This is a genomic window from Levilactobacillus suantsaiihabitans (genome assembly GCF_004745505.1).
GTDB lineage: Bacteria > Bacillota > Bacilli > Lactobacillales > Lactobacillaceae > Levilactobacillus > Levilactobacillus suantsaiihabitans.
Map to the genome: position 1 here is coordinate 42933 of NZ_RKLX01000004.1, position 23796 is coordinate 66728.

Annotated in this window: 19 protein-coding genes; 2 read left to right on the top strand and 17 right to left on the bottom strand. The window is 53.6% G+C overall.

Annotated elements, in window-relative coordinates; translation table 11 throughout:
- Nucleotides 1-6 precede the first annotated feature (6 nt).
- A complete protein-coding gene (gene ppx / locus EGT51_RS03395) occupies nucleotides 7-942 on the top strand; it encodes an exopolyphosphatase (protein WP_135367400.1) in 936 nt (311 codons plus the stop codon).
- A gap of 887 nt (nucleotides 943-1829) precedes the next feature.
- Here the strand turns inward: ppx and EGT51_RS03400 are convergent.
- From EGT51_RS03400 to cdaA, 17 genes are all read right to left on the bottom strand, one after another.
- A complete protein-coding gene (locus EGT51_RS03400; protein ID WP_135367401.1) occupies nucleotides 1830-4127 on the bottom strand; it encodes a nitric-oxide reductase large subunit in 2298 nt (765 codons plus the stop codon).
- A gap of 694 nt (nucleotides 4128-4821) precedes the next feature.
- Nucleotides 4822-5580, bottom strand: a complete 759-nt coding sequence (locus tag EGT51_RS03405; RefSeq protein ID WP_135367402.1) for an ABC transporter ATP-binding protein — start codon at nucleotides 5578-5580, stop codon at nucleotides 4822-4824.
- Nucleotides 5561-6529, bottom strand: a complete 969-nt coding sequence (locus EGT51_RS03410) for an iron ABC transporter permease (protein WP_135367403.1) — start codon at nucleotides 6527-6529, stop codon at nucleotides 5561-5563. The genes EGT51_RS03405 and EGT51_RS03410 overlap by 20 nt, the downstream gene beginning before the upstream one ends.
- Nucleotides 6526-7419: a heme ABC transporter substrate-binding protein IsdE gene (gene isdE, locus EGT51_RS03415; RefSeq protein WP_135367404.1), complete on the bottom strand. Its 894-nt coding sequence runs from the start codon at nucleotides 7417-7419 to the stop codon at nucleotides 6526-6528. The genes EGT51_RS03410 and isdE overlap by 4 nt, the downstream gene beginning before the upstream one ends.
- 12 nt (nucleotides 7420-7431) lie before the next feature.
- Nucleotides 7432-8223: an NEAT domain-containing protein gene (locus EGT51_RS03420; RefSeq protein ID WP_135367405.1), complete on the bottom strand. Its 792-nt coding sequence runs from the start codon at nucleotides 8221-8223 to the stop codon at nucleotides 7432-7434.
- Complete coding sequence (locus tag EGT51_RS03425) at nucleotides 8207-9391, bottom strand: NEAT domain-containing protein (protein ID WP_135367406.1); 1185 nt, start codon at nucleotides 9389-9391, stop codon at nucleotides 8207-8209. The genes EGT51_RS03420 and EGT51_RS03425 overlap by 17 nt, the downstream gene beginning before the upstream one ends.
- A gap of 577 nt (nucleotides 9392-9968) precedes the next feature.
- On the bottom strand, nucleotides 9969-10706 hold the full coding sequence (locus EGT51_RS03430) for an NEAT domain-containing protein (protein WP_135367407.1): 738 nt from the start codon (nucleotides 10704-10706) through the stop codon (nucleotides 9969-9971).
- Between the two features lie 213 nt (nucleotides 10707-10919).
- The gene (locus EGT51_RS03435) at nucleotides 10920-11228 is read right to left on the bottom strand and encodes a hypothetical protein (RefSeq protein ID WP_135367408.1); all 309 of its coding nucleotides are present in this window, start codon (nucleotides 11226-11228) and stop codon (nucleotides 10920-10922) included.
- A 344-nt stretch (nucleotides 11229-11572) separates the two neighbouring features.
- Nucleotides 11573-12304: a class I SAM-dependent methyltransferase gene (locus tag EGT51_RS03440; protein WP_135367409.1), complete on the bottom strand. Its 732-nt coding sequence runs from the start codon at nucleotides 12302-12304 to the stop codon at nucleotides 11573-11575.
- Between the two features lie 300 nt (nucleotides 12305-12604).
- Nucleotides 12605-13690: an ABC transporter ATP-binding protein gene (locus EGT51_RS03445; RefSeq protein WP_135367410.1), complete on the bottom strand. Its 1086-nt coding sequence runs from the start codon at nucleotides 13688-13690 to the stop codon at nucleotides 12605-12607.
- A gap of 332 nt (nucleotides 13691-14022) precedes the next feature.
- Entirely contained in the window at nucleotides 14023-15459 is a 1437-nt protein-coding gene (locus tag EGT51_RS03450; RefSeq protein ID WP_135367411.1) for a glycoside hydrolase family 73 protein, read from the bottom strand.
- A gap of 102 nt (nucleotides 15460-15561) precedes the next feature.
- Nucleotides 15562-16266: a glucosamine-6-phosphate deaminase gene (locus EGT51_RS03455; protein WP_167850136.1), complete on the bottom strand. Its 705-nt coding sequence runs from the start codon at nucleotides 16264-16266 to the stop codon at nucleotides 15562-15564.
- Between the two features lie 148 nt (nucleotides 16267-16414).
- On the bottom strand, nucleotides 16415-16537 hold the full coding sequence (locus tag EGT51_RS13125; RefSeq protein WP_125544371.1) for a hypothetical protein: 123 nt from the start codon (nucleotides 16535-16537) through the stop codon (nucleotides 16415-16417).
- A 302-nt stretch (nucleotides 16538-16839) separates the two neighbouring features.
- A complete protein-coding gene (gene glmS, locus EGT51_RS03465; protein WP_135367413.1) occupies nucleotides 16840-18657 on the bottom strand; it encodes a glutamine--fructose-6-phosphate transaminase (isomerizing) in 1818 nt (605 codons plus the stop codon).
- A 593-nt stretch (nucleotides 18658-19250) separates the two neighbouring features.
- Nucleotides 19251-20606, bottom strand: a complete 1356-nt coding sequence (glmM, locus tag EGT51_RS03470) for a phosphoglucosamine mutase (protein WP_135367414.1) — start codon at nucleotides 20604-20606, stop codon at nucleotides 19251-19253.
- Nucleotides 20607-20641: 35 nt separating this feature from the next.
- Nucleotides 20642-21616 (bottom strand): CdaR family protein, encoded by a 975-nt coding sequence (locus EGT51_RS03475; protein WP_135367415.1) that lies wholly within the window; start codon nucleotides 21614-21616, stop codon nucleotides 20642-20644.
- Complete coding sequence (gene cdaA / locus EGT51_RS03480) at nucleotides 21616-22464, bottom strand: diadenylate cyclase CdaA (protein ID WP_135367416.1); 849 nt, start codon at nucleotides 22462-22464, stop codon at nucleotides 21616-21618. The genes EGT51_RS03475 and cdaA overlap by 1 nt, the downstream gene beginning before the upstream one ends.
- A gap of 239 nt (nucleotides 22465-22703) precedes the next feature.
- On the opposite strand from cdaA, the gene EGT51_RS03485 reads away from it, so the two are divergent.
- Nucleotides 22704-23369, top strand: a complete 666-nt coding sequence (locus tag EGT51_RS03485; protein ID WP_135367417.1) for a DUF1361 domain-containing protein — start codon at nucleotides 22704-22706, stop codon at nucleotides 23367-23369.
- Nucleotides 23370-23796: the final 427 nt, after the last annotated feature.

Below are 23796 nucleotides of genomic sequence, written 5' to 3' on the forward strand. Positions count from 1 at the left end.
GAATAAATGGAAAATTTAGTTGTCATCGACTTGGGCTCCAACTCAGTCCGCATGACCGTCAGTGAAATCGACGAGGCCGGTAACCACAAGACCGTCGCCGAAGAGAAACGTTACGTCCGGCTGTCCGAAAATATGGGCACCGAACAGATTCTCCAACCGGCAGCCATCGAGCGCACCTTAGCGGCCCTGGCCGACTTCAAGGAAACCTATGACCAACTGACCGACCCCCACATCGTGGCCGTGGCCACAGCGGCGGTACGCCAAGCCACAAACCAAAAAGCCTTCTTAAAGCAGGTCAAAGAAAAGTTCGATCTGGACTTTGACGTCATCTCGGGCGCGACCGAAGCCCGTTACGATTACGTGGGCGTGGTCCACACCCTGCCCATCATCAACGGCTTGCTGGTCGATACCGGCGGTGGCTCGTCCGAATTGATTTTGGTCCAAAACCGGCAAATGAAACACGTGGTCTCCATTCCGTTGGGGTCTGTGACGCTCTCACAAGCCTATTTGGAAAGCGACAAGGTTCAAGCCGACTCCCTCTTTGCGGCCATGACGTTCGTCAACAATGTCTTCAACGACGTTTGGTGGCTACGAGAAGCGGCAAATCTGCCCGTGATTGGGCTAGGCGGTGCCAACCGGACGCTGGCCAAGATCAACCGGCGCAACAAGAACTTCTTGAATTCAGAAGACGTGCACGGCTACAAGCTGACCGCCACCGACGTGTACAACACGTTGACCCAATTGTTGGGCCTTAACCTGGCCGAACGCAAGAAGGTGCCGGGGTTGTCCAAAGATCGGGCCGACATCATCATCGGTGGACTGATTCCAGTCGCCCTACTGATGCGGCTGTTGGATTCGCAGCAGATCACCTTCTCCAACGCTGGCCTGCGCGACGGTGTCTTGTACGACCGCATCGAGCAAATCAAAGCGGCAATCGACTAAGTGGTCGCCTTACAATTGGTTACGGCCGCTTGGCTGGCCGCCTTACCGTTCGCTAGATAGGCGTTGGAACGCTGAGGGCGGACGGGGCGAGCCAAATTGCGGTCTCGCCGCCTCGCTTTGAGCCGGGACCCACGTCTCAAAGACGCCAGTTCCCTAAGCGGCGTGAATCATGCCGCTAAGGGAACTCCCACAGCTGAACGCCTATCTAGCGAACTCCCGGCTACGGTGGTGGTTGGTGGCGACGTTAGTTCGTTAGCCGTTGTGGATATTGTGCCTCCTGGTCGTTAGATTTGACGAGGGGCCGAGTCGAAAAGCGGTCTCGGATAGCTACTGGATTGAATCCGGTAGCCTGTGCCTTCAAGTCATAAGTTCCCTAAGCGGCGTGAATCGTGCCGCCAAGGGAACTCCCACAGCTGAACGCCTATCTAGCGAACTCCCGGCTACGGTGGTGGGTGAAGGCAACGTTAGTTCGTTTGTCGTTGCTAGTAGTGAGTCGCTTGCTTCCGGTCTTGATCAGCGTCGCCATGACTGCTGAATCACGTGATAATGCGTTCAACTCCACTGGCTACCAGCTTGCATCGCCATCATTGGCCATAAATTACCAACCACAAAACGCCTGACAACTCGCACCGAATCGGTGTGAATCGTCAGGCGTTTTTAATTTACCTATTCCAGATTGACTACTACCTGCAAGCCCAGTCGCCACCATGAACCTCACTCTCAGTGAATGCGGCCTAAACCAACCTGATGGCTATCCGCAATCTTCCGGAGACAGTTAGGGGTGGCGCCAGCGAGGTGCAAGCCCGCTTCTCAGGCGGAAACCGTTCCCCAGAGCAGGCGGAACCCCTAACTGACGCAGGCACCTGGTTTCGTCAATTTACGACAATCTACTTAATATCGTAGTCCACTGGATTGATTTTCTTAGAGGCTGGCTTCAGGTGGAACATGGCGCGCAAGAAGATGACGCCGATGACGACCACGCCGGCCGTGAAGATGAGATCTGGGACCGACCGGGCAATCGTTAAGCCCTGAATGATCGGTTCCTTGTAGAAGCTCATTTGCCGGGCATGCCAGTACCCGAAGTCCAGGGCGTCCTTTAATTGCAGGAAGCCCATTGGCATCAAGGTAATGAAGACCATGCCGGCCAGACCGATGTTAAATAACCAGCAAGCCCATTTGACCCATTTTTCGACCTTGGCCGTCCAGAATTCCGGCTTGGTCAGGTGCCGCATCGCAAAGAGCATGATGGCAATCGAGAAGAAGCCGTACACCCCAGCCATTGAGGCGTGGGCGTGAGCCGAGGTCCATTGCGTCCCGTGTTCGAAGAAGTTGATGGCTGGCGCGTTGATCAGGAACCCTAAGGCCCCGGCACCCAACGCGTTCCACAACCCGGTCGAGACCAGGAACATGAAGGTCCCCTTGTATGGGAATTCCAATTGACTGTCGCGGTAGACCTTGTAGTGCGTGTAAGCTTCCCAGACCAACAGACACAGCGGGATAACTTCCAGCGCGGAGAAGCACGATCCGAGAGCCAACCAAATGGAGTGGTCACCTTCCCAGAAGTAGTGGTGCCCCATGCCGACAACCCCGGTCCCCAGCAACAGGATCAACTGGAAGTACAGGGCGCGGATGGTTGATTTGATGGTCGTTAATTTCATATCGACCAGTAAGTACCCAATCAAGATCACGGCGAAGGATTCAAAGATCCCTTCGACCCAGAGATGGACGATCCACCACCGCCAGTAATCGGCGAAGGTCACGTGTGAATTTGGCAGGATAAACAGTGAGGCCAGGTAGAAGGCCGGAATCGCGATCGACCCGCTCAGCAACAGCTGTAACAGGCGCGAACGGTCCAGGTTCTTCTTGATCTTGATGGCCGGTAAGAACCCCCGACACAGGATGATGACCCACAGAACCATGCCCAAGATAAATAGAATCTGCCAAAACTTACCCATTTCCGCATATTCCCAGCCGTAGTGACCAAACAGCCACCACTTGCTGTTGATGATGCCTAACGTGGAGCCCCATTCACCCAGCATTGAGCCGGCTACCACGATGAGCAGTGCGTAAAATAACGTATCCACCAAGAAGCCTTGCCGTTTGGGTTCGCGGCCCAAGACCCGCGGCGTGATGTAGATCCCCGTCGCCAGCCAAGCCGTGGCCACCCAGAAGATGACCAGCTGCAAGTGCCAGGTCTTCGCCAGGTTAAACGGCCAAATATTTTGCAGTGGAATGCCGAAGAATCCGTTCTCCACGTAGTAGTGCGCCAGCAGCTCGCCCAAGAGGACCTGAATGAAGAACATCCCCATGACGATCAGGAAGTACTTGGCGGCCTTACGTTGTGACGGCGTGATCGGTTCATCCGTCTTGATGGCGCCAATTTTGTCGTAATCTAGCGTGTATTCCATGTCAAAGTGGTACTTCTTGTAAAAGTAGATGACCACACCGACGCCGGCGACCAGTAAGGCCACGGACAACGCCGTCCAGACCATCGCGTCACTGGTCATGATGTTGCCAGCCTCGAGGTCATACGGCCAATTATTGGTGTAGGAATACGTTTGCCCCGGTCGATTGGTCGACGATAACCAGGCGCCCCAGAAGAAGAAGAACGTCAGCTGGTCGATCTTGTCGCCCCGTTGCATGAAATCATCCGTGTTGTTGCGAATCATATTTTCTGGCATCCCAGCCTGCCGCGGGTTATTACGTAATTGATGCCGATAATAGCGAGTTAAATGGTTTAACCCCGCGGTCTGTGCGGTCGTCAGCGTTAATTCATCCGTCTTTGGATTGTAGCGATTGTGACGAATTTCCTCTTTGACCTTGCCCTTGATTCCGGATTGTTGCTCGGCATTCAAGGCTTTAAAGGACTTGCCATACTGCTTGTTGCCGTAGTATTGGTACATCCCCTGAATATAAACGTGTAAGGCCTGGGCCGTGTAGTCCGGGCCAAAATAAGTCCCATTTCCCAAATAGCTCCCGTAATCGGTAAGCCCATATTTTTCGTAGACTGCTTGTCCCGAAATTAACTGTTGCTTGGTCACTAACGTCGTCCCATTTTGGCTAACGATTTTCGTTGGCCGCGGCGCTTCATTCTTAAAAATCAGCAGGCCGCCCGCAATCAAAATCGAAAACGCAATCACCAAGACCCACAACAGGGTTTTGTTAAGCCGTCGATAGGTGCTCATTGACCTTCCCTCCATCACTAAAATTTGCGCGTAGCTCGCACGCCGGCATCCCCCAATTAGCTGGCCTAAACTGCGTACAGTGATAGGATAAAGCGCTTTCAATATTTTGTAAATATAATTTTATGCGCAAACGTATATAAAATAGTATATATTGAACGACTGATAAGCGGCTAAACGTTGGTCTTATCAACTTTTCCACCGACTGATTGACCCACTAAAAAATCGCAATTATTCACCAATCAGGTGATTAATTGCGACTTTTTATGTAATTTACTTGGCATTGGTGATTGGGCAACTGTGGTGCGTGCTGACCGCCTTACCGTCCGTGGTGGTGGTCGTCAGCAGCCGTCCAACCACACCGAAAATTACCAGATGCTGACCCATGAGCGACAATCCCGGTCGGTAGTTGTTTGTCGAATACCGATAGTCGGGGCCTCAACCTGTTGACGAGGTGAACGACCACAGTAGCCGAGAGTGGAGCGAAACTAGGCTCAGCCGGGGAATTTGCCAGTGGGGTTTGCTGGCAAATTGGTGTCTTTGAGACAGCGATTTTCTGGCTCAAAGCAAGCACCGAGACCGCCTCTCAGGCTCGGGGCGGTCCTCCCCCAGCGTTCCAGCCTAGCTTTCGCGCAACGGCAGGCGGACAGCACCTTCACCACCAGCGCACGGACGGTAAGGCGACCAGCACCACAGGTCACTGCGGAATCTGGACGATGTAGGGGCCGAGCTGGGGCACGTCGACGATCTCAATTGGCGTGGCGAAGACCTGTGCCAGCAACTGGGCGTCGCGCAACTGCGCTGGCGTGCCGCTGGCGACCAATTTTCCGTCCTGTAGCAGCCACAGCCAGTCACTCGCACGAAAGGCCTGATTGATGTCGTGGAGCACCTGAATCACCGTCATGCCCTGCGCCGCCAACTGCCGAAGCTGAGTCATCAACACCTGTTGAAAATGCACGTCCAGGTAGGTCGTCGGCTCGTCTAGCAACAGCACGCTGGGTGCTTGGGCCAGGGCCGCCGCCAACCAGACGCGTTGCTGTTGACCGCCGGACAGGTCTTGCATCAACGTCGTGGCCAACTCCGTCAAACCGTTGGCCGCTAAGTACGGGGTGACCTCTGCGTCCGGTACCGCCTGCAGCAGGCCGTGGTACGGCAAGCGCCCGGTCGCCACGACCTCACGCACCGTCAGCTCATCGTACAGCTGATGGCGTTGCGTGACCATGGCAACTTGTTGGGCCAAGGCCTTGGGTTTCAACTGCGCGATGGGCTGTTGGTCGAGTAAAATTTGCCCGGCTTGGACCGGTAGGCGTTGGGCCAACAGGTTCAGCAGTGTGGATTTGCCCGCGCCGTTGGGACCAATGATCGTAGTGACCTGCCCCGTCGGAAAGGTTCCCGTTAAATCGTGCAGGCCGTGCGTTTGGTGGGAATACTGATAACTAACGTGTTGACATTCCATGGAATCCTCGCCCCCGTTGTAGCAAAATAATGACAAATGGTCCGCCGATGACGGCCATCATGGTCGCCGCGGAAATTTCGCTGGGCACGATCACGGTCCGCCCCAGGGTGTCCGCGGCCAGCATCAACCACGCGCCGGCCAGCATGGTAAACGGCACCAGCGTTTGGTAGTCGTGACCGACCAATCTTCGAGCGACGTTGGGCACCACGATGCCAACAAACGGGATGGCCCCGACCACGGCGGTAACGCTCACGGCCAGGTACATCCCCAGCAATAACAGGCTCCAACGAATCACGTTCACGGGCATTCCGACGCTCTTTAAGGCGTCATCGGTCAGCTTTAAGTAATTGGCCCAAGGTGCCAACAACAGGGCCCCTATGAGCCCCAGAGCGCCCAGAATCAGGACTGTCGTCGCATCGGTCCAGGTCGTACCGTTAAAAGTACTGCGGCTGACCTGTGCGGCGCCACTGCTCACCAGCTGTTGCAGGCCCACGAAGGTCGCATCCAGCGCGACCCCGACGATGATCAACCGGTACGGGTCGGCGAGCGCGCGGCCACTGGTCAAGATGATCAGCGCTACCAACCCACCGACCACGGCCATCACCCAGTTACGCCCCGGTAACCAGGGCAACAAGAGCGCCCCACCGAGCTTGAAGAAGTCCGCGGCCGAACTGATCCCTAAGATGCTGGGATCGGCGATGGGGTTGCGAAAGACGGCCTGAAATAAGGCCCCAGCCACGGCGAGACTGCCCCCGCAGATCAGACTGCTTAAGACCCGTGGTAAACGCAAGGAGAAGACGGTCACAAAGGTCGTGCTCCCTGGATGACTAGCCGCGTAAATTACCTGTGGTAAGCCAATCCAGGTTGTGCCGGCCATCAAGGCGAGCACGCCCGTTGCCAGTAAGAGCACCAAGACACCGCCGTACCACCAGCCACTGGATTTACTCATGCGGTCGCCCCCTTCGGATACAGCCAACGACTCACTTGGTCCAAGGCCGTCACGACGCGCATATTGGCGGTCGCGTCAAAGATTGGTTCCTGCAGATCGTAGACACGGTGGTGCTTGACCGCCGACGTCTTGGCCCACATCGCATTACGCTTGAATTCTTGGTTAAATTGTTGCGTCACCATCTTGGGCATCGCGTGCTCCAAGCGCAAGATGACCTGCGGATTGGCCTTTTGAATGGCCTCATCGTTGGGTTGTTGATACTCCTGTGTGCGACTGGTAAACACGTTGTGGCCCCCAGCTAACCGCACCAGATCGCCCACGTAGGCGTGATTGGTGGCGACCATGTAACTGGCCCCGGGTAGGCCCATGAGGACCAAGACTCGCGGCTGAGTCCGTCCCTGGGCCCGCTTTTTGGCGTGGCGTTTGGCCCGGTCGATGTGGGCATTTTGTTTCGCCGCGGCCGCCCGGCGGTCATAGCGTTGCCCCAACTGTGTCAGGGTCGTTTGTAAATGGGCCACGCTGGTCAGGTCCAAAAAATGGGGCGTGACGTGTTGGGCCTTAAAGGCCTTACCAAATTGGTCGTTTAACGTCGTCACGGAATACACCGCCGTGGGTTTGAGCGCGGTGATCTTCTCCACGCTGGGATTCATGGGGCTGCCGACCTTGGTTAGGTGTTGATAGCGCTGTGGCAAGGTGTTGGCCGTCGTGGGGACCCCCACTAAGGGCAAATTAAGCTTGTCGGCGATTTGAACGATGGCGTAGGTCGTGGCCACGATGCGCGGCTGAGCAGCCCGCTGTTGATGCTGGTGCCAAGCGATACCGCCGCCTGCGAGGCCCACGACCAAAATGACGGCTAAGGTCACCAACCCAATGGTTCTTGGATTTTTCATGTGCGATTCCTCCTAATGCCGGCCAAAGTACCACCAGGAGCCGCCACCAACCAGAACGATGATGGCCACGGCTCCACCAATCAGGCCACCCCAGTGGGTCTTTTGTTGCGGCACCTGATCCGCTACCATCGTAGTTGATTGACTGCGACTGCTGCTGGTTGGCGTCGACTGACTGGTACGACTGGTCGAGCTGGCCGCACGACTGGCTTGGTGCCGATGATGTGTGGATGCTTTGCTGGGTGACGATGTGGCCGGTGTCTGACTGCTCGAAGCGGCCTTGGGCGTTGCAGAGGACTGACTGTGGCGCGCGGCCGGCTCGCTGGTTGTCGTTTTGGCCGCAGTCGTCGCCGTCTTGGCGGTCGTCAAGGCTGGCAAATGCGCCGTCTTGAACTTGAACGTAATCAAGTGCTTGGCCTTGTAGACGTCGGGCACGTCGATGGCCAATTTGGCATTGACCTTGCGTTTGAGATTCGTCGTGGTAAATGAATAGTACAGGTGGGAATTACCCGCGCCGTCCTTGGTCTTGCGGACATTTTCGGGCGCGTGCCCATCCACGGCTAAGACCGTGACCGGCCAACTCGTCAGCTTCTTGGCGGTCTTGATGTCCATGGTCACCACGTAGGCGTGATTTTTCACGGTCACCTGGGCCGGATGGACGAAATACCCGCTAGCCATCGAGGTCTGACTGGTCCCGTACTTCAGCGCCGTATAATCCAGCGACTGCGCCTGGGCCACCACGGGCAACAAGATCCCCAGCACACCCAGGGCCAGGCCTAAAATCAGGCGGTTAATGCTTTTTGACATAGAATCGACCTCCAATTGCTAAACTAGCGAGGCCCACCACGCCGAGCAGTGGGACCAGGCTGCGTTGCTCACCGGTCGCCGGCAATTCGGCCTTGCGCGTCGGTTGGGCGTGACTGCTGGTGGCCGCACTGCTACCACTCGTTGGCGTGGCCGCGGCCGTCGTGGTCTTCGGCAACGCACTCACATTCGCCGCATCCGCCTGATCCGCGGCACCACTGGAAGCAAAACGGAAACGCACGGGGAAGGTCTGACTGATGTTCATAGCCGGCACCGTCACGTGGATGCGGCCGGGAATCAATTTCTGCGTCAGTTGACCGGTCCTTTTGACCGTAAAGGCGTACTGCATGGTGTAATTCTTGCCCTGCTGGCCGTACGTCACGTCTTGGGGCTGTTGCCCGTCGATGGATTCGGGTACGACGGCCTTACTGCCCAACTTTAACGACTTGGCGTAAGCCACCTTTAACAGGACGCGATACCCCGTGCTTTGGGGCGTGACCGTGGCGACCTTGGTGTAGTACTGGTCGGCCTCGGACTTGGCCATCTTACTGCCCTGCAAGACCTGGTAGCGCCAGTATTCGGGCTTGGTCGTGGTCTTAGCGGCCTTGGACGTCTGCGTGCTGGTCGTGGTCCCAGTCGTCTTAGGCACCTTGATGCTGGCGCTACTGCTGGTGGCCGGGATCAATTTCACCGCCTGGGCAATCAGGTCGCTGGTCGCCAAACTACTGCTCAACGACTTGGCCTGAGCCCACCCCAGCGTCAAACGCGCCGTTTCCTTCATGGCGCCCAGCGGCGTGGTCAGGCTAAACGTGGTCGTCAACGGACTCTTCTGCTCGGTCAGATTAAACTGATAAATGGCCGCAGACTTGGTCGTCTTGACCTTGGTCACCGTTTGCCCGGCCACGGTCATGGACTTGATGTACTGCGCGCCGGTCGAAGTGATCAGCACCGTGTACTGGTCGTCGTTCACCCGCACGACCGCCGACTTGCCAAAGAATTGACTGGCAGTAGAGGTTGCCTGACTATCGGCTTTTAAAATTTTCAGCGGCACTTGGTAGCTACCGTTCGCTAAGGTGGCCGCGTGGCCGCTCAGCGGTTGGCCCCAGGCAAAGAGTGCCAGACCCACCACGAACCAGCCAACCAGCCGGAATAATTGCTGTATGTGTTTCATGAGTGCTCCCCCATTTCTTTTTTAGATTGGTTATGTTGTGCAAAATTGTCGCCTATACCAGTGGCCCAGTCGCGCAGTCTGCTGTGAGAACCACCTTCAACCCAAGATACTGGCGACTGGCCTGACAAAACCGGCTCCACACCGATGCCACTGGCTCCAACAAGACTGGCATCGACAATCGTCGCTGACATGCATCACCGCAGCCGAGAGTTCGCCAAATATGGGCTCAGCCGTGGGAGTTCCCTTAGCGACGTGGTTCATGTCGCTTAGGGAACTGGCGTCTTTGAGACGCGACTTTCGGCTCAAAACGAGGTGCCGAGACCGCCCTTTGGCTCGGTCCGTCCGCCCCAGCGTTCCAGCTCATATTTGGCGAACGGTAAGGCGGACAGCCCGCACCATTGTCGAAACGTGCACCAGCAGGCAACGGGTTCCGCTTAACAGCGCTAGGCCCCTAATCCAGAATCGGGATTAGCCGCCTATCATCGTTAATGCTCGCCCGTTAACCGCCTGCTGGCCCACTCTTGCTCGCATAACCAAAAAATCACCACCGCAACCGGTAGTGACTTTACGTGTTCACTTACTTAACAGTAACAGTCTTCGTCACGGTCTTGTAGCCCGCCTTAGTGGCAGTGACTTTCAGCTTCCAGCTCTTCTTAACGGCCTTCTTCAGCTTGACCGTGTAAGCCTTCTTCTTGGTCGTGACCTTGCCTAAGGTCTTCTTATTGTGCTTGACCGTGACCTTAGCACCCTTGGTCGTGGTCCCGCTTAATTTCTTAGCCTTGGCCTTGATCTTCTTGGTGCTCAGCGCCACCTTCTTAGCCTTGGCCTTGCTGGTGGCCTTCAGGCTGCTGGTGTTAAATTTCAACGTCGCTGATTCTTGCATCTTAACGGTTTGCCCGTTCATTGGGACGGCCAAACTAAAGCCGATGACTTGGTCCTTCTTCAAGTTAACGTTGCTGAAGGTGTATGTATTGCCGCTTGCGACCTTCTTGACTTTGGCGTCCTTGCCGCCCAACGTCAATGCTTGAATGAACTTGTTGCCTGCAGCGGTCCCGGTAATAGTGACCGTAGCCTTCTTATTCTTGACACTCACGCTGGCCTTGTTGCTCAGGTATTGGGCCGCTTCGGAAGCCGTCGTGGTCCCCGTCTTGTAGACGTTGAACTTGATGCTGTACTTACCATTAGCCAGTTTAGCCGCGTTCAAGGCCGCCGCTTGCGCCGTGGGTGTTGGTGAGGTGACCTGGTTCAAGGAAATGCCAGCCCCCGCACTAGTCAGCATTAACAACGCACTCATCACAGTTAAAGATTTTTTCATCAAATGTCCCTCCAAAACTAGAAATATGTGGTTTAATGAATCCGTTTTCATAGTAGCACGATTATTAGTTGAGTACCACAATTTTGTAGCCAACCAAACTAACAATTGGCTTATATACAGATAGATGACTGATCATAAAAAACGCGACAACCTAAGACCTCGTCCCGGTTGACGCGTTTGTAAGCCCCCTTGGTTGGGACCAGCAATGTCCCGTTACCCAATATGGTTTTCATGTAAAATGGCGGCAACTTCTTTTTCCATCTCCGGCGTGCGTTTCCACTCCTGAAACGTCGTGAAGTCTTCGTCGGGCATCGTGTAATTTTCATTAACGTAGTCCTCATACGCCTGAACGTGGGGCGTGTGGGCAATGTTTAATTGGAGGATGCGGACTTGCTTGATCAGCTTCCGTTCGACCGCGAGTTCCGCCCGACCGTTTTGGACCATGTCACTGATCTCCATGTACTTGGTCCCGTCGAGGCGCGTGATTTCTTCAATCAGCGTAAATGTTTCATGACTTTTCATCTCAATTTCACCTCCACACAGTAGGTCTATTATACCGTGATTTTGGGCAAAACAAAACCACTACCAGGGAATGGCAGTGGTCGGCATAAGAGAGAAAGAGAATTGATTAGAAGGTAATTATTAATACCTTACGAGATATAATATACCGGTTTTTGTAAGCGCTGTCAATGCTTTTCAGAAAATAGTTGGTAATTTTCACTATTTTTTTGTGATATGGCCATGGGGCTTGATGATTTGGGGTCCGTGATTGCCGGGACGGTGGCATTCATAAATGACCTTACCAACCAATCACGTAAAGAGGGCGCCAGCACCAGGCCAACTCCCTCTCATTTCATCTTGTTCATTTAACCACGATAACGGGCCACCACAATCAGCATCATTGGTCGCCGCAGTTCATCGCGCATCCCCGGTTGGTCCAACATGGCTTCGGGCGGCTGGGGTTCGACCACGTGCTCAAGCTGAAAGCCGCGTTGTAACAGTGTTTCCAGGTAGGTCGTCAACGTCCGATGGTATTTGCGAATCGGTGTGTCCAAGAAGGTCGTGGTCCGCGCACCCTCTTCAAAGTAGCGGTCGACCGGAAAATCTTGAATCTGCCCCTGAGCATCGCGGTGCCACTGTTCACTGCCCGCCGCCGTGAAGACCGGGTGCTCCACCGAAAAGATGAACTGGCCATGCGGCTTCAAATACCGCGCCACCTGGTCCACCACCGGAGCAAACCGGGGAACGTAGTGCAGGGCCAGCGAGCTAAACACCGTGTCAAAGTGTTGGGCCGGCAACTGTAATTGCGTCAAATCGCCCTGCTGATAGGTAATGACCGGATTAGTCGTTTTCTGCCGGGCCACGGCCAACATTTTCGCCGAAATATCTACGCCTAAGACCGACCGTGCGCCGTGTGCCGCCGCATAACGCGCGTGCCACCCGTAGCCGCAGCCGAGGTCCAAGACGACCTGATCCGTGAAGTCGGGCAACAAGGGCGCTAAGGTCGCCCACTCCCCGGCACCAGCCAGGCCTGCTTGACTCCGTGGCATCTGTTGGTAACGTTTAAAAAATTTTTCATTGTCATAAATGGCTGTCATGTTCTTTTCCTCCATGTGAATTGGCTAAACGCAACAAATCACATGGCCCAATACCCGCTTATGCGCAATCATGGGACCACCCCTAACTTATGGATTGGCCCCAGTATAGCAACTCCCAGCCATCCTGGCAATCAAAAAAAGAGGCTGGATTGCTCCAGCCCCGCCATTTAGTCTTCACCAAATGAGAGATAAACCTTTATTCAATTCATTGGGAAATTAAATAAAGGGGTAAATAAATGGTAACTTAAAGATACCACGATAAATGATAAAAATCTATCTATTTTCTTATCATGTTCTAATTTATTTAACGTTAGTCGTCTTATTTTGGTCGTGCAGCACCGTTTCTGGGTGCACGATATTACTTGGGTGCTCGAGGACCTCACCCAACGAGTGACCAGAAATATTGACCAGGCACGCTACAACAAAGACCACGGCCACGACGCTGGTCAACAGCCGGTTGCCCCAGCTCATCTTTTCACTGATGACGGAGCCGTAGAAGTCCTTTTTGACCTCGGCGGCCACGTTGCGATCCGTCGGGGCCGCCGCTTGACGTTCCTCGGTGACCTGCTTTTGGTAGGCGTCGATGTCAAATGACTTCTGGTTGGCCTTCATTTGCCGTTGGAAGTGCTTCTTTTCCTTCTTGGTCTGACCCTTGAACCACTTGGTGAATTCGCGGTAGTGCTTAACCACGTCCTTGGTGGCGCCAATTTCCTTTAGCGTTCCGTAATGGATCCAAGCGACCCGGTCACACAGAATTTCTACTTGCTTCAAGGAGTGACTGACGAAGACGATGGTCTTGCCCTCATCCTTGAATTCGGAAATCTTGTCCACACACTTTTGGTAGAAGGTGTCATCCCCAACGGACAGGGCTTCATCAATGATGAGGATGTCCGGGTTGACGTGCACGGCAATGGAGAATCCCAGCCGTGACTTCATCCCTGAGGAGTAGCTCTTAACGGGTTGGTATAAGAAATCACCAATGTCGGCGAACGACACGATGTCATCCATCAGCGCGTCGATTTCGGGATTGGTCAGCCCCTGCATCAAGGCCTTCAAGCGGATGTTTTCCAATCCGGTCAAGTTGCCCCGTAGCCCGGCCCCAATCGCAATGATCGAGGTATCGCCGCGAACGTCGACCGTCCCCGTCGTTTGGGGAATGATCCCGGAAATGATGTTGGACAACGTGGACTTACCCGACCCGTTGACCCCAATCAAGCCCAGCGTTTCACCGGGCTTCACTTCCAAAGAAATTCCCATCAATGACCAGAAATGAGGCACGGTCGAATTGCGTAGCGAAAAGAATGACCGGAGTTTTTCGGCTTGACTCTTGTATAGATCATATTCCTTCGTGACGTGTTGTACCTTAATTTTATAAGAATTATCCATGAATTAAACTTCCTAACTCAGTTTTTGCGTTACCTACGCGCCCGTCAACGTACCAGGCTCAGTCTGTAGTATTATACCAAATATTTCTCCCTTGTGGGTACTTTCTAGTGAGCTTTAGAGATTTGTTAAGGACCCTGCCCTGAAGGTTGAACATAAAATTGGCGAAACCAGGCGCCTGCGTCAGCCAGGGTTCCAATCCATATTTGGCGAATGGTAGGCGGCCAGTTTTCCTTGTGAGGCTGCAAAGGCGAATTTTCGTCCTGCAACCTTCAGACCCGTCGCTAAAAAACAAAAGCCCCAGCCATAACGGCTAGAACTTTCGGTGAACTTACTTAAGCTAATGCGCGTGAATCGACCCAGTAATTGGTCTTGTCCCCGCTGAACTTGAACCGGTACCAGGTCGTGCCGTAGGTCGTCTTCACGCCCTTGTAATTCACGGTGACCTTGGTGCCCTTCTTGACGCCACTCGGCCAGTCAAAAGTTTGCTGGTTGAAATGGGTCTTCTTCACATGATTGTAGAGGTGGTATTTCTTGTATTTGGTACTCAGCTTCTTGGTGCCGCTGGCGTTGGCGTAAGTCACGTAGTCATACTGCGGACTGGCCGCGGCCTCATTGGCAGCGATCCAGTACTTCTTATCGCCCACCTTGATGCGGTACCACGTGGTCTTGACGCCGTCTTGCGTCCGGATGGCCTGGTTATCGGCCGTGTAGGACTTAGCGGTCAGCGCCTTTAACTTGCCCATCGACTTGGCCAGGTACGGTGAATTGTAGACGTGGTTATAGTAGTAGCCACTCAAGGCGCTGTTGACCTTGACCTTCGCCGTGCCCTTGCTGTACTTCACCGTTGGCAGAGTCAATGCCTTGCCGTAGAGCCAGTACTTCTTGGCCGAGGCGCTGTTGCTGAAGCGAATGCGGTACCACGTGGTTTTGTTACCGGCGGTCGTGGTCTTCACGCCCCGCATGTCCAGGTAGACCTGCACGCCTTGGCCCGCCGGCACCTTCTTCCAAGCCGTCTTGGTGATGTTGGCCCGAGTCCCCTTCACGTGATTGTACAGCCGGTAACTGGTGTACTTGCTGTTCAACCGCGCCGTTTGCCCACTGGCACCACCGTAATACTTCGCCGTGGCGTAGGTTGGTTCGGGCTTGGCCGCAGGTTTGGACTCAGATGACGCACTGCTACTGGACGAGGCGCTACTTGTACTTCCATCCAACAGGGTGTTCAACCCGTACGTCTTAATGATCGAAATCAAGCTGGATCCGTAAGTTGGCGCCGTCGCATAGGTATTGGTCAGGGCGTTAGCCGCATCGCTATACGTAGCCGCATTTTCCCGCCAAGTGCCGCTGTACAGCGTAGGGTTGTAGCTAGTGCCGCCCCGCAGCAACGTCGCATTGTCGGTCATGGACGCCTTGGCACTGGGGTATTTACGGAAATTAGCATCCGTGTAATACAGCTGACCGTTACTGTCGTATTCGGCCGTCTGCATCGTCACGGATTGGCCGTTATAGCTGCCCTTGATGCCAAAATAATTATTGGCCGTCGTGGTCAGCGTACTGGTCCCCCAGGCACTTTCCAAAGCCGCCTGCGCCATCATGACGGACGGATACAGTTTATACTTGTTCGCCACTGAGGTGACGGGACTCTTCAAAGTTGAAATGAAAGATTGGGGATCGGTAGTCGCCGCATGACCCGTTCCCTTGCCAATGGTGAGGCCACCGAGACCCACGCCCACAATCAGCGTGGCCAGGAGCCATCTTTTTGTTCGTTTCATTTTACCGGTTTCCCCCTTAAAATCGTTTCCAGGTCAAGAATACCATATCTTGGCGGGGTGCAGAAAGGGAAATTTAAGAGAAAACGCGGTTGACACAAAGACTTAATCTAACTGACTCGCAGCAGCGTCATCCAAAATCACGGTCACGTTCGGATGAGTCTGCAAATAGCTGGCCGGAACGTCTGGCGTCACGGGCCCTTGAATCATGGCTGCGACGGCGGCCGCCTTGGCTTCCCCGTAAGCCACGATCAAGATCTGCTTAGCCTTCAAGATGGACCCGATGCCCATGGAATAGGCGTAACGGGGAACCTCGTCGGCGTTATCGAAGAACCGCGCGTTGGCTTCGATCGTGGATTCGGTCAAGGTCACCTTGTGGGTCGTGGATTCGGGATCTGTGCCAGGTTCGTTAAAGCCGATGTGGCCGTTCTTGCCCAGGCCTAGTAATTGCAGATCAATGGGATTAGCCGCGATGATTTGGTCGTATGCGCTGGTTGCGGCCGCGGCGTCCAAGTTGGCCCCATCCGGCACGTAGGAGTGTGCGAATGGCTTGGCATTGAATAAATGTTGTTGCATGAAGTAGTGGTAACTTTGGGGATGATCCGCACTCAGCCCCACGTATTCGTCCAGGTTGACCGACGTTAACTGACTGAAGTCCAAATCACTGGCCACGAGTTGTTCATAAATCGTGACCGGCGTGCTCCCAGTGGCCAAGCCCAGTACCTTTGCCCCATTTTGTAAGGCATCTTCAAAGACTTGGAACCCCGCTTTGCCGCCTGCCTGCTTGTCACTGACAATTTGTACATTCATGTTCGTTAATTGTTTCATATCATTCAGTCTCCCTCTCTTAATGGTATAGCCCAATTATAAATGCTCTAGACCAGTTTTTCAAGCTTTTTGCTCAGGAGTTTGGTAAATTTTCTGTAAACAAAAAGGGCGTTCGCCACTGGCTCCCGTCCTACTTCCGCCGAATACCGCGGCGATTGGCACTTAATTCGTTTTGCTGTTTACGGAATTTTTCAAAGGTCGCATCCCGTTGTTTTTGGTTCTTGTGACTGTCGACTCGTTTCGTGTATTTCATGGTCTGCACCTCCGTTCCTCGTTGAATGATTTGGAACTACTATACAACTAAACTTAAGTTTAGGCAAGAAAAACACTTGATCTGCACCGAACAAAGTCGTGCTTTGATTGTGCTGGCCGCCTTGCCGTTCGTCCCATCTGAGTTGGAACGCGGTGGGCGGACCGGTCCTGTTCACCACGTTTCAGCGCACTTTCGTGTAACAACTGGCAGCCACCCCACCACCAAGCATCAAGCCAAAAAAGGTGGTCACGCCGCAGACTAGGCTGCGAGGTGACCACCAAATTTTATTTTTAAATTAATGCTTATTCAACCGTGACACTCTTGGCCAGGTTCCGTGGCTTGTCGACGTCTAAGCCCTTGTTCAAGCTGGTGTAGTAAGCCAGCAATTGGGCTGGTACCACGCTCAGTAATGGCATCAACATTTCGTCAACGTCTGGCAAGATCAAATCGTCGCCGTCCACAGCTAAGCCTTCGCGCACGATGGTCAAGGTCTTGGCGCCCCGGGCCATCGTTTCTTGCAAGTTGCTGCGCGTCAAACCGGCCGTCTTTTTCTGAGTGATGAAGCCGATGACTGGCGTGCCCTTTTCGATCAAGGCAATCGTCCCGTGCTTCAATTCGCCGGAAGCAAAGCCTTCACATTGGATGTAAGAGATTTCCTTCAGCTTCAAAGCGGCTTCCAAGGAAACGGCGTGGTCGATGCCACGACCGATGTAAAAGGCCCGGTTGGTCTTCATCAAGTAGTCGTTGGAAATCTTTTCCAGCTTGTCCTTTTCGTCGACGATGGCTTGCATCCCCGTTGCCACCAAACCTAATTGTTGACGAACGTTAAAGTTTTGGGCAATGATTTGTCCCGTCACTTCACCCAACGCCTTGGCTAAAATGGCTTCCAGCGCGATTTGCGCGGTGTAGGCCTTGGTTGAGGCCACGGCGATTTCTGGACCGGCGTGCAGTAACAGCGTGTAAGTGGCTTCCCGTGATAACGTGGAGTTTTGCACGTTGGTGATGGTCAGACTTGGGTAACCCGCGTCGTTGACGTTGACCAGCACTTCACGACTGTCGGCCGTTTCCCCGGATTGCGTCAGGAAAATGAAGAATGGCTTTTCTGACAACATTGGTTGTTCGTAGGCAAATTCGGAGGACACGTGGACTTCCGTTGGGATGTGGGCCAGGTTTTCAAACAGGCGCTTGCCAATCAAACCGGCGTGGTAACTGGTCCCAGCACCCACGATGTAGAGCCGGTCAGCTGCTTGCATGGCCTTCAATAACTTGTCATCAATTTCGGGTTCGCCGTGTTCTGACAGGTAAGTTTGGGCCAATTTCCGCATCACGTTCGGTTGTTCGTCGACTTCCTTCAGCATGTAGAATGGGTAAGTCCCCTTGTCTGCTTCGTCAGGGTTCATGTCAACGTGGAAGGTCTTGCGTTCAACGGGTTGCCCGTTGGCGTCTTGAATGGCGACCTTGTCTGGCGTGATGGTCACCACTTCGCCGTCCATCAATTCCAAGAAGTCGTGCGTTTGCCGTAACATGGCCAAAGCATCGGAGCAGACCACGTTGAAGCCGTCGCCGACCCCAATCAACAGTGGGCTCTTGTTCTTGGCAACGAATAACGTATCAGGTTGTTCGCGGTCCATCATCAAGAAGGCGTAAGATGACCCCTTCAACAAGCTCAGCGTCTTCAAGAAGGCTTGCTTTGCATCCAAATTGTCTTCCACGGCAAACTTGTCAATCAATTGCACAACGACTTCCGTATCCGTTTGGCTTCTGAATGGCACATCACTCAGGTATTGCGCCTTTAATTCTTGGAAGTTGTCGATCACACCGTTGTGGACCAGGTAGAACCGGTTGTCGTTTGAAAAATGTGGGTGCGCATTGTCCACGCTCACAACCCCGTGAGTGGCCCAACGCGTGTGCCCAATCCCCGTGGAACCGTGCACGTCAGGCGTAATCTTCGCCCGCAATTGGGAGATCCGGCCCTTGGTCTTCACCAAGTAGTCCTGTCCCTTTTGGTCGTTAACGTAGATACCGGCTGAATCGTAACCCCGGTATTCCAATTTTTGTAAACCGTCAACTAAGATCTTAACGGCGTTGTCGTTCCCCGTAACACCAACAATTCCACACATAGTAATATCTTCCTTTGCTCGACACCAATTCCGGTAAACCGGCCGGGTCGGATAGTTTGATTAGCGAAATGAATCCCTTTTCTCAGAAATTGGTATAGACTGAAATCTTATGAAAACAATCTCTGAATGACTATACTTTACAGCCTTTATCCAAGGTTGTCAATCAGAAAATCTTAAACCGGTCTATCAAGTTATTCAATACAAAAATTGGGGTGAATTTCCCCCGCTTTTGCGCCTGAAAACCGGGCATCTCACCGCTTTTGAAATTAGTCGTTTGCCATCACATGGCATTAGCTGGCCGCCTACAGTCGCGCCCAAGATGAGTTGGCACGCTGGGACGGACGGGCCGCGCCAAAGGGCGGTCTCGACACCTCGCTTTGAGCCGAAAGTCGCGTCTCAAAGTGGCCTCATAGCCGAAACGTGCGCCAACAGGCAACTGGTTCCGCTTAACACTACTTGTCCAATAATCCAAAATCAGGATTATCTGCCCAGTACCGTTAATGCTCGCCAGTTAACCGCCTATTGGCTCACTCTGACAGCAAAACAGGATTGGCGGCTCACATTGCTGAGTCATCAATCCTGCTGGTTCTGCTTTATTCCACGCCAACTTCGGCCCGGACCACATCCGCGATGCGATCCACGTAACCGGCCACCGTTTCTTCGGTTGGGGCTTCCGCCATCACCCGTAACAGCGGTTCAGTCCCGGAAGGCCGTACCAAGACCCGGCCGTCGCCGTTCATTTCTTTTTCAACCGTCGCAATCATGGCTTGGACTTGGGGGTTCTCCAAGGCCGCTTGCTTGTCGGCCACTTTCACGTTGACCAACTTTTGCGGGTAGGTCTTGACGTCGGCTGCCAATTCAGACAGCTTCTTGCCCGTGACCTTCAAGATGTGCAGTAATTGTAAACTGGTCAACAGGCCGTCCCCGGTCGTGTTGAAGTCCAAGAACACAATGTGCCCGGATTGTTCGCCGCCCAGGTTGTAGCCGGACTTGCGCATTTCTTCAACCACGTACCGGTCACCGACCTTGGTCTTGACGGACTTCAAGTCGTGCGCCGCCATGGCCTTGTACATCCCCAGGTTACTCATGACGGTCGTCACGATGGTGTCCTTCTTCAGACGCCCATGTTCCGCCATGTACTTGCCGCAAATGTACATGATCTTGTCACCGTCGACGATGTTGCCATCCTCATCGACCGCAATGCACCGGTCGCCGTCGCCGTCAAAGGCCAGCCCGATCTGGGCACCCTTTTCGACCACAAACTTTTGTAATTGTTCCGGATGCGTCGAGCCCACTTGATCATTGATGTTCAGGCCGTTGGGCGTCGTGGCAATCGTGTCGAAGTCCAAGTTCAAATCCGCGTACAGCCGCGAAACCAGCCCACTGGTGGCCCCGTTAGCGGAATCGACCGCGATATGTAAGCCGTCCAGGTCGTCCGCAATCGTTTGTTCCAGGAATTGGATGTACTTTTGGCTACCTTCAGAGTAATCCTCCACGGTGCCTAAGCCATCCGTGGTTGGCCGTGGTAAATCATCACTCGGCGCATCCAACAGGGCTTCGATTTCTTCTTCCATTTCGTCGGATAACTTGTAGCCATCGTTCCCAAAGTACTTGATGCCGTTGTATTCAACGGGGTTGTGGGAGGCCGTGATCATGACCCCCGCGGCAGCACCCTGCGTCCGGACCAAATAGGCCACGGCAGGCGTGGTGATGACACCCAAGCGCAGGACTTCGATACCGACGGACAGTAATCCAGCCACCAAGGCGTTTTCCAGCAATTGCCCGGAGATTCGGGTATCGCGGGCCACTAAGACTTGGGGGTGAGCGTTATCGCTATCGGCGTGTTGGGTCAAGACGTAGCCGCCAAACCGGCCGACTTTAAACGCTAATTCGGGTGACAAATCTTGGTTCGCAACGCCCCGCACACCATCAGTTCCAAAATACTTCATGTCAAAATTCCTCATTTCTCAATCTGTTTGTTGGTTTATTTACTTGTTGCGTTGACCGTCACCTTAATGGTGGTGGGATCAATGGCTGTCACATTGTTTTCATCGGCGTCCAGGGTGATTGTCTTGGTCGTCTTTTTAGTGATGTCGCTCAAATCGACCGATGCCGTCACACTGCTGCCGAGCTTACTTAATTGACTCGAACTTCCGTAGGCCATCACCTGCTTGGGACTGGCCGTCATCGTGTACGACATGTCGCTACTGCCATTCTTGCCGGACAGGTTGACGTTGACCTTCTTGCCTTCCCCATCCGACGTGACGGGCAGGTTCACGGTCGTGGTCGACGGCGTCAAAATGACGTTGACCGTCTTGCCACTGCTGTCCAACGCTTCGATCACGGCTTGACTCTTGACCGTCTTCTTGGTGTTGGCCGGCACCGTCAGCTGGGCCACGACCTGCTTGACGCGCGCAATCTCGTTGGCAGCCCCGGTCGCCTTGACCGTGGTCGTATCCGAGGTGGCCTTGCCCGCACTATACCCGGACGCGATGTTTTGACTATTATACCGAACCTTGACCGGGAATGAAACCGTTCGCCGCGGTTCAATGTCCACCGAAATTTTCGCCGGCGAAATCGTCGAATCAATCTCGTGATTCAGGCCTTCCTGATGCAGGGTCACGGTGTGTTTGCCCACGCCCAGGTCACTCAGCGCGGCGTACACCTTAAAATTTTGCGTATTCGCCGTGGTGGTCACCAACGCCAAGGGGCCCTTGAGCTTCACCTTGACCTTGGAGGGATACCCCGTCACGAAATACTTGTTACTGTTCACATTTAATTGGAGCGGTACCGACACCGTCATCGTCTTGGTTGCCGTCAGCGACGTGTTGTTGCTGGTGCTGCTGGTCGACGACCCACTATTGGACGATTTGGTGCTGTTGACGTAAAAGAACAACAGAATCGCTAAAATGAGGGCGAGAATCCGATATAGCCACGTGGTGTAACGTTCATTTTTCATTAACGCCGCCCCCCTCTGAACCGTTGATCGAACCAGTCCAACGCCTTCAAGAAGACATTGTTCGTGTCCGTTGCCTCATCGTTGACCAGCTCGTTACGTAAGAACTTCAGGTAATCGGTCTGCGTTAAGCCGCGCAACAGCTCGTTGTTCTTGGTGATGGAGACCTCACCCGTTTCTTCAGAAATGACGATGGTCAAGGCATCCGTGACTTCAGAAATCCCCACGGCGGCCCGGTGACGCGTCCCCAATTCCTTGGGAATCAAATTGCTTTCCGATAGCGGCAGGTACGCTGCAGCCACGGCAATGCGGTTGTCGCGAATGATCACGGCCCCATCGTGTAACGGCGTGTTGGGAATAAAGATATTGATCAGTAATTCACCGGTCAATTCCGCGTCCAAATCGATCCCCGTTTCGATGTAGTCCTCTAGTCCGGTGTCGCGCTGAATCGTCATCAGCGCCCCAATCCGGCGTTTGGACATGTACTGAATCGCCTTATCGAGCCCCTCAATCATCTTGTTGGCCGCCTCATTTTCATGACGCACCCGCACAAACAAGGACCCGCGGCCGAGGTGCTCCAACCCCCGCCGGATTTCCGGTTGAAACACAATAATAATGGCAATAACGCCCCAGTTGATCACTTGGTCGACCAACCACGACACCGTGTTCAGCCCCATGTAGGCACTGACAAAGCGGACAATCAGAATTAAGATGACACCCCGGAAAAGCTGAATGGCTTTCGTTCCCCGCAGCATCACGATCAACTCGTAGATGACGAACCACACCACAAGAATGTCGAGAAGGTTAACCAGATTACCGATAGTTAGGAGATTTCCCCAATCTAGGTTCATGATTTGCTCCTTCCAAATTGAATTCAAATTTCATTATAGCACGGCACCGCTGACATTTCGCCCTGTTTACGCCCGATTCCGCGAAAGTCGTTACGTCAGTTGCAAAACTTACGGATTCCTTAAAGTGCGCGGTGGCGTTTATTTTTCTCTTAATAATCTGCTAAGATAGAAGTCATATTCTGTTCGTTTACCAGGCGAACGCTGTAAAATAAAGGTAGTAGTTTGTGAAAGGATTGGTGATGGTAATGAAACGGCGAGCCCGGTGGGAAATCCGCATCTTTTTTGTGGCGTGGTTAGTCTTCCTCTTTTTCCGCGCCAAGGATCCGTTTTCCTTCTTAGTCCTAAATACCTTTCTGGGGGCCATCCCCATCGAGTTGAGCTTTCACCTGGGCAATAAACGTCCGCGTGGCTGGCTATTTTGGCCACTAGTCGTCTTGTGGCTACTCTTTTACCCCAACGCGCCGTACTTGCTGACTGACCTCTTTCACCTGTCGCTGTTGCAGCCTTACGCCGTGAGCGGCCTGCTGCGGGTCACGCCGCATTTGTGGATCTACTTCACCTACATGATCATTAGTGCCATCAGCTGTTCGTTTCTGGGCTTCTGGAGCCTCAATCACGTCAGCCAGGCCATCACCCACCGGTTGGCCAAAGATAATGGCATTGCCCGGGTCTGCGTCGTCTTGGTCCTGACCTTCCTGACATCGGTCGGATTGTACATTGGCCGCTTCTTACGAATCCACACGGTGTACCTGTTTCTCAATCCCGAACAATTCATTCGTCCGCTGATGAACATGTGGACGCCCAACATGTGGGTCTTCGTGGGCTTGATGACGCTGATTCAGCTGTTCTGTTACTGGATCTTGTACCTCATCATGAGCAATCGCGAGGTCGCCGACGCCGCCTAAATAAAACCAATCCCAGTTGTGGTCCCATCTCCGATGGCCCACAACTTTTTTGATACCTGACAAGCCAAAATTCTGCCAAGCATTTACTCTGCAACCCATAGCGTTGGGATTAGTCGCTTACAGCTTCATAGTGACAACTGGCCGCCTACCGTCACCGTGTTACTGATTATCAACTCGTCGGATAAAAATCGTGATATAACCAGGCTACCTGGTGAACCGGCAACCTGTTTCCCGGGCTGGCGGTTTCCCTCCCAGTAACCGGAACATCTGACTGACGTAAGCTTCCGGTTTCACTAGTTTTATTGGCAAAAATGCTGCTATTCCGGGAATCAACGCATTAATTTCATGTCAACCTGAAGATAGTCAGTAAAAAAAGTGATCACTGCCCAATCTGAGTGGTGATCACTTTTTACTTCATGTTTAACTG

Excerpts from the sequence above, each read along its gene's own strand:
- ppx (WP_135367400.1), top strand. The coding sequence starts at position 7 with ATGGAAAATTTAGTTGTCATCGACTTGGGCTCCAACTCAGTCCGCATG.
- EGT51_RS03400 (WP_135367401.1), bottom strand. The coding sequence starts at position 4,127 with ATGAGCACCTATCGACGGCTTAACAAAACCCTGTTGTGGGTCTTGGTG.
- EGT51_RS03405 (WP_135367402.1), bottom strand. The coding sequence starts at position 5,580 with ATGGAATGTCAACACGTTAGTTATCAGTATTCCCACCAAACGCACGGC.
- EGT51_RS03410 (WP_135367403.1), bottom strand. The coding sequence starts at position 6,529 with ATGAGTAAATCCAGTGGCTGGTGGTACGGCGGTGTCTTGGTGCTCTTA.
- isdE (WP_135367404.1), bottom strand. The coding sequence starts at position 7,419 with ATGAAAAATCCAAGAACCATTGGGTTGGTGACCTTAGCCGTCATTTTG.
- EGT51_RS03420 (WP_135367405.1), bottom strand. The coding sequence starts at position 8,223 with ATGTCAAAAAGCATTAACCGCCTGATTTTAGGCCTGGCCCTGGGTGTG.
- EGT51_RS03425 (WP_135367406.1), bottom strand. The coding sequence starts at position 9,391 with ATGAAACACATACAGCAATTATTCCGGCTGGTTGGCTGGTTCGTGGTG.
- EGT51_RS03430 (WP_135367407.1), bottom strand. The coding sequence starts at position 10,706 with ATGAAAAAATCTTTAACTGTGATGAGTGCGTTGTTAATGCTGACTAGT.
- EGT51_RS03435 (WP_135367408.1), bottom strand. The coding sequence starts at position 11,228 with ATGAAAAGTCATGAAACATTTACGCTGATTGAAGAAATCACGCGCCTC.
- EGT51_RS03440 (WP_135367409.1), bottom strand. The coding sequence starts at position 12,304 with ATGACAGCCATTTATGACAATGAAAAATTTTTTAAACGTTACCAACAG.
- EGT51_RS03445 (WP_135367410.1), bottom strand. The coding sequence starts at position 13,690 with ATGGATAATTCTTATAAAATTAAGGTACAACACGTCACGAAGGAATAT.
- EGT51_RS03450 (WP_135367411.1), bottom strand. The coding sequence starts at position 15,459 with ATGAAACGAACAAAAAGATGGCTCCTGGCCACGCTGATTGTGGGCGTG.
- EGT51_RS03455 (WP_167850136.1), bottom strand. The coding sequence starts at position 16,266 with ATGAATGTACAAATTGTCAGTGACAAGCAGGCAGGCGGCAAAGCGGGG.
- EGT51_RS13125 (WP_125544371.1), bottom strand. The coding sequence starts at position 16,537 with ATGAAATACACGAAACGAGTCGACAGTCACAAGAACCAAAAACAACGG.
- glmS (WP_135367413.1), bottom strand. The coding sequence starts at position 18,657 with ATGTGTGGAATTGTTGGTGTTACGGGGAACGACAACGCCGTTAAGATC.
- glmM (WP_135367414.1), bottom strand. The coding sequence starts at position 20,606 with ATGAAGTATTTTGGAACTGATGGTGTGCGGGGCGTTGCGAACCAAGAT.
- EGT51_RS03475 (WP_135367415.1), bottom strand. The coding sequence starts at position 21,616 with ATGAAAAATGAACGTTACACCACGTGGCTATATCGGATTCTCGCCCTC.
- cdaA (WP_135367416.1), bottom strand. The coding sequence starts at position 22,464 with ATGAACCTAGATTGGGGAAATCTCCTAACTATCGGTAATCTGGTTAAC.
- EGT51_RS03485 (WP_135367417.1), top strand. The coding sequence starts at position 22,704 with ATGGTAATGAAACGGCGAGCCCGGTGGGAAATCCGCATCTTTTTTGTG.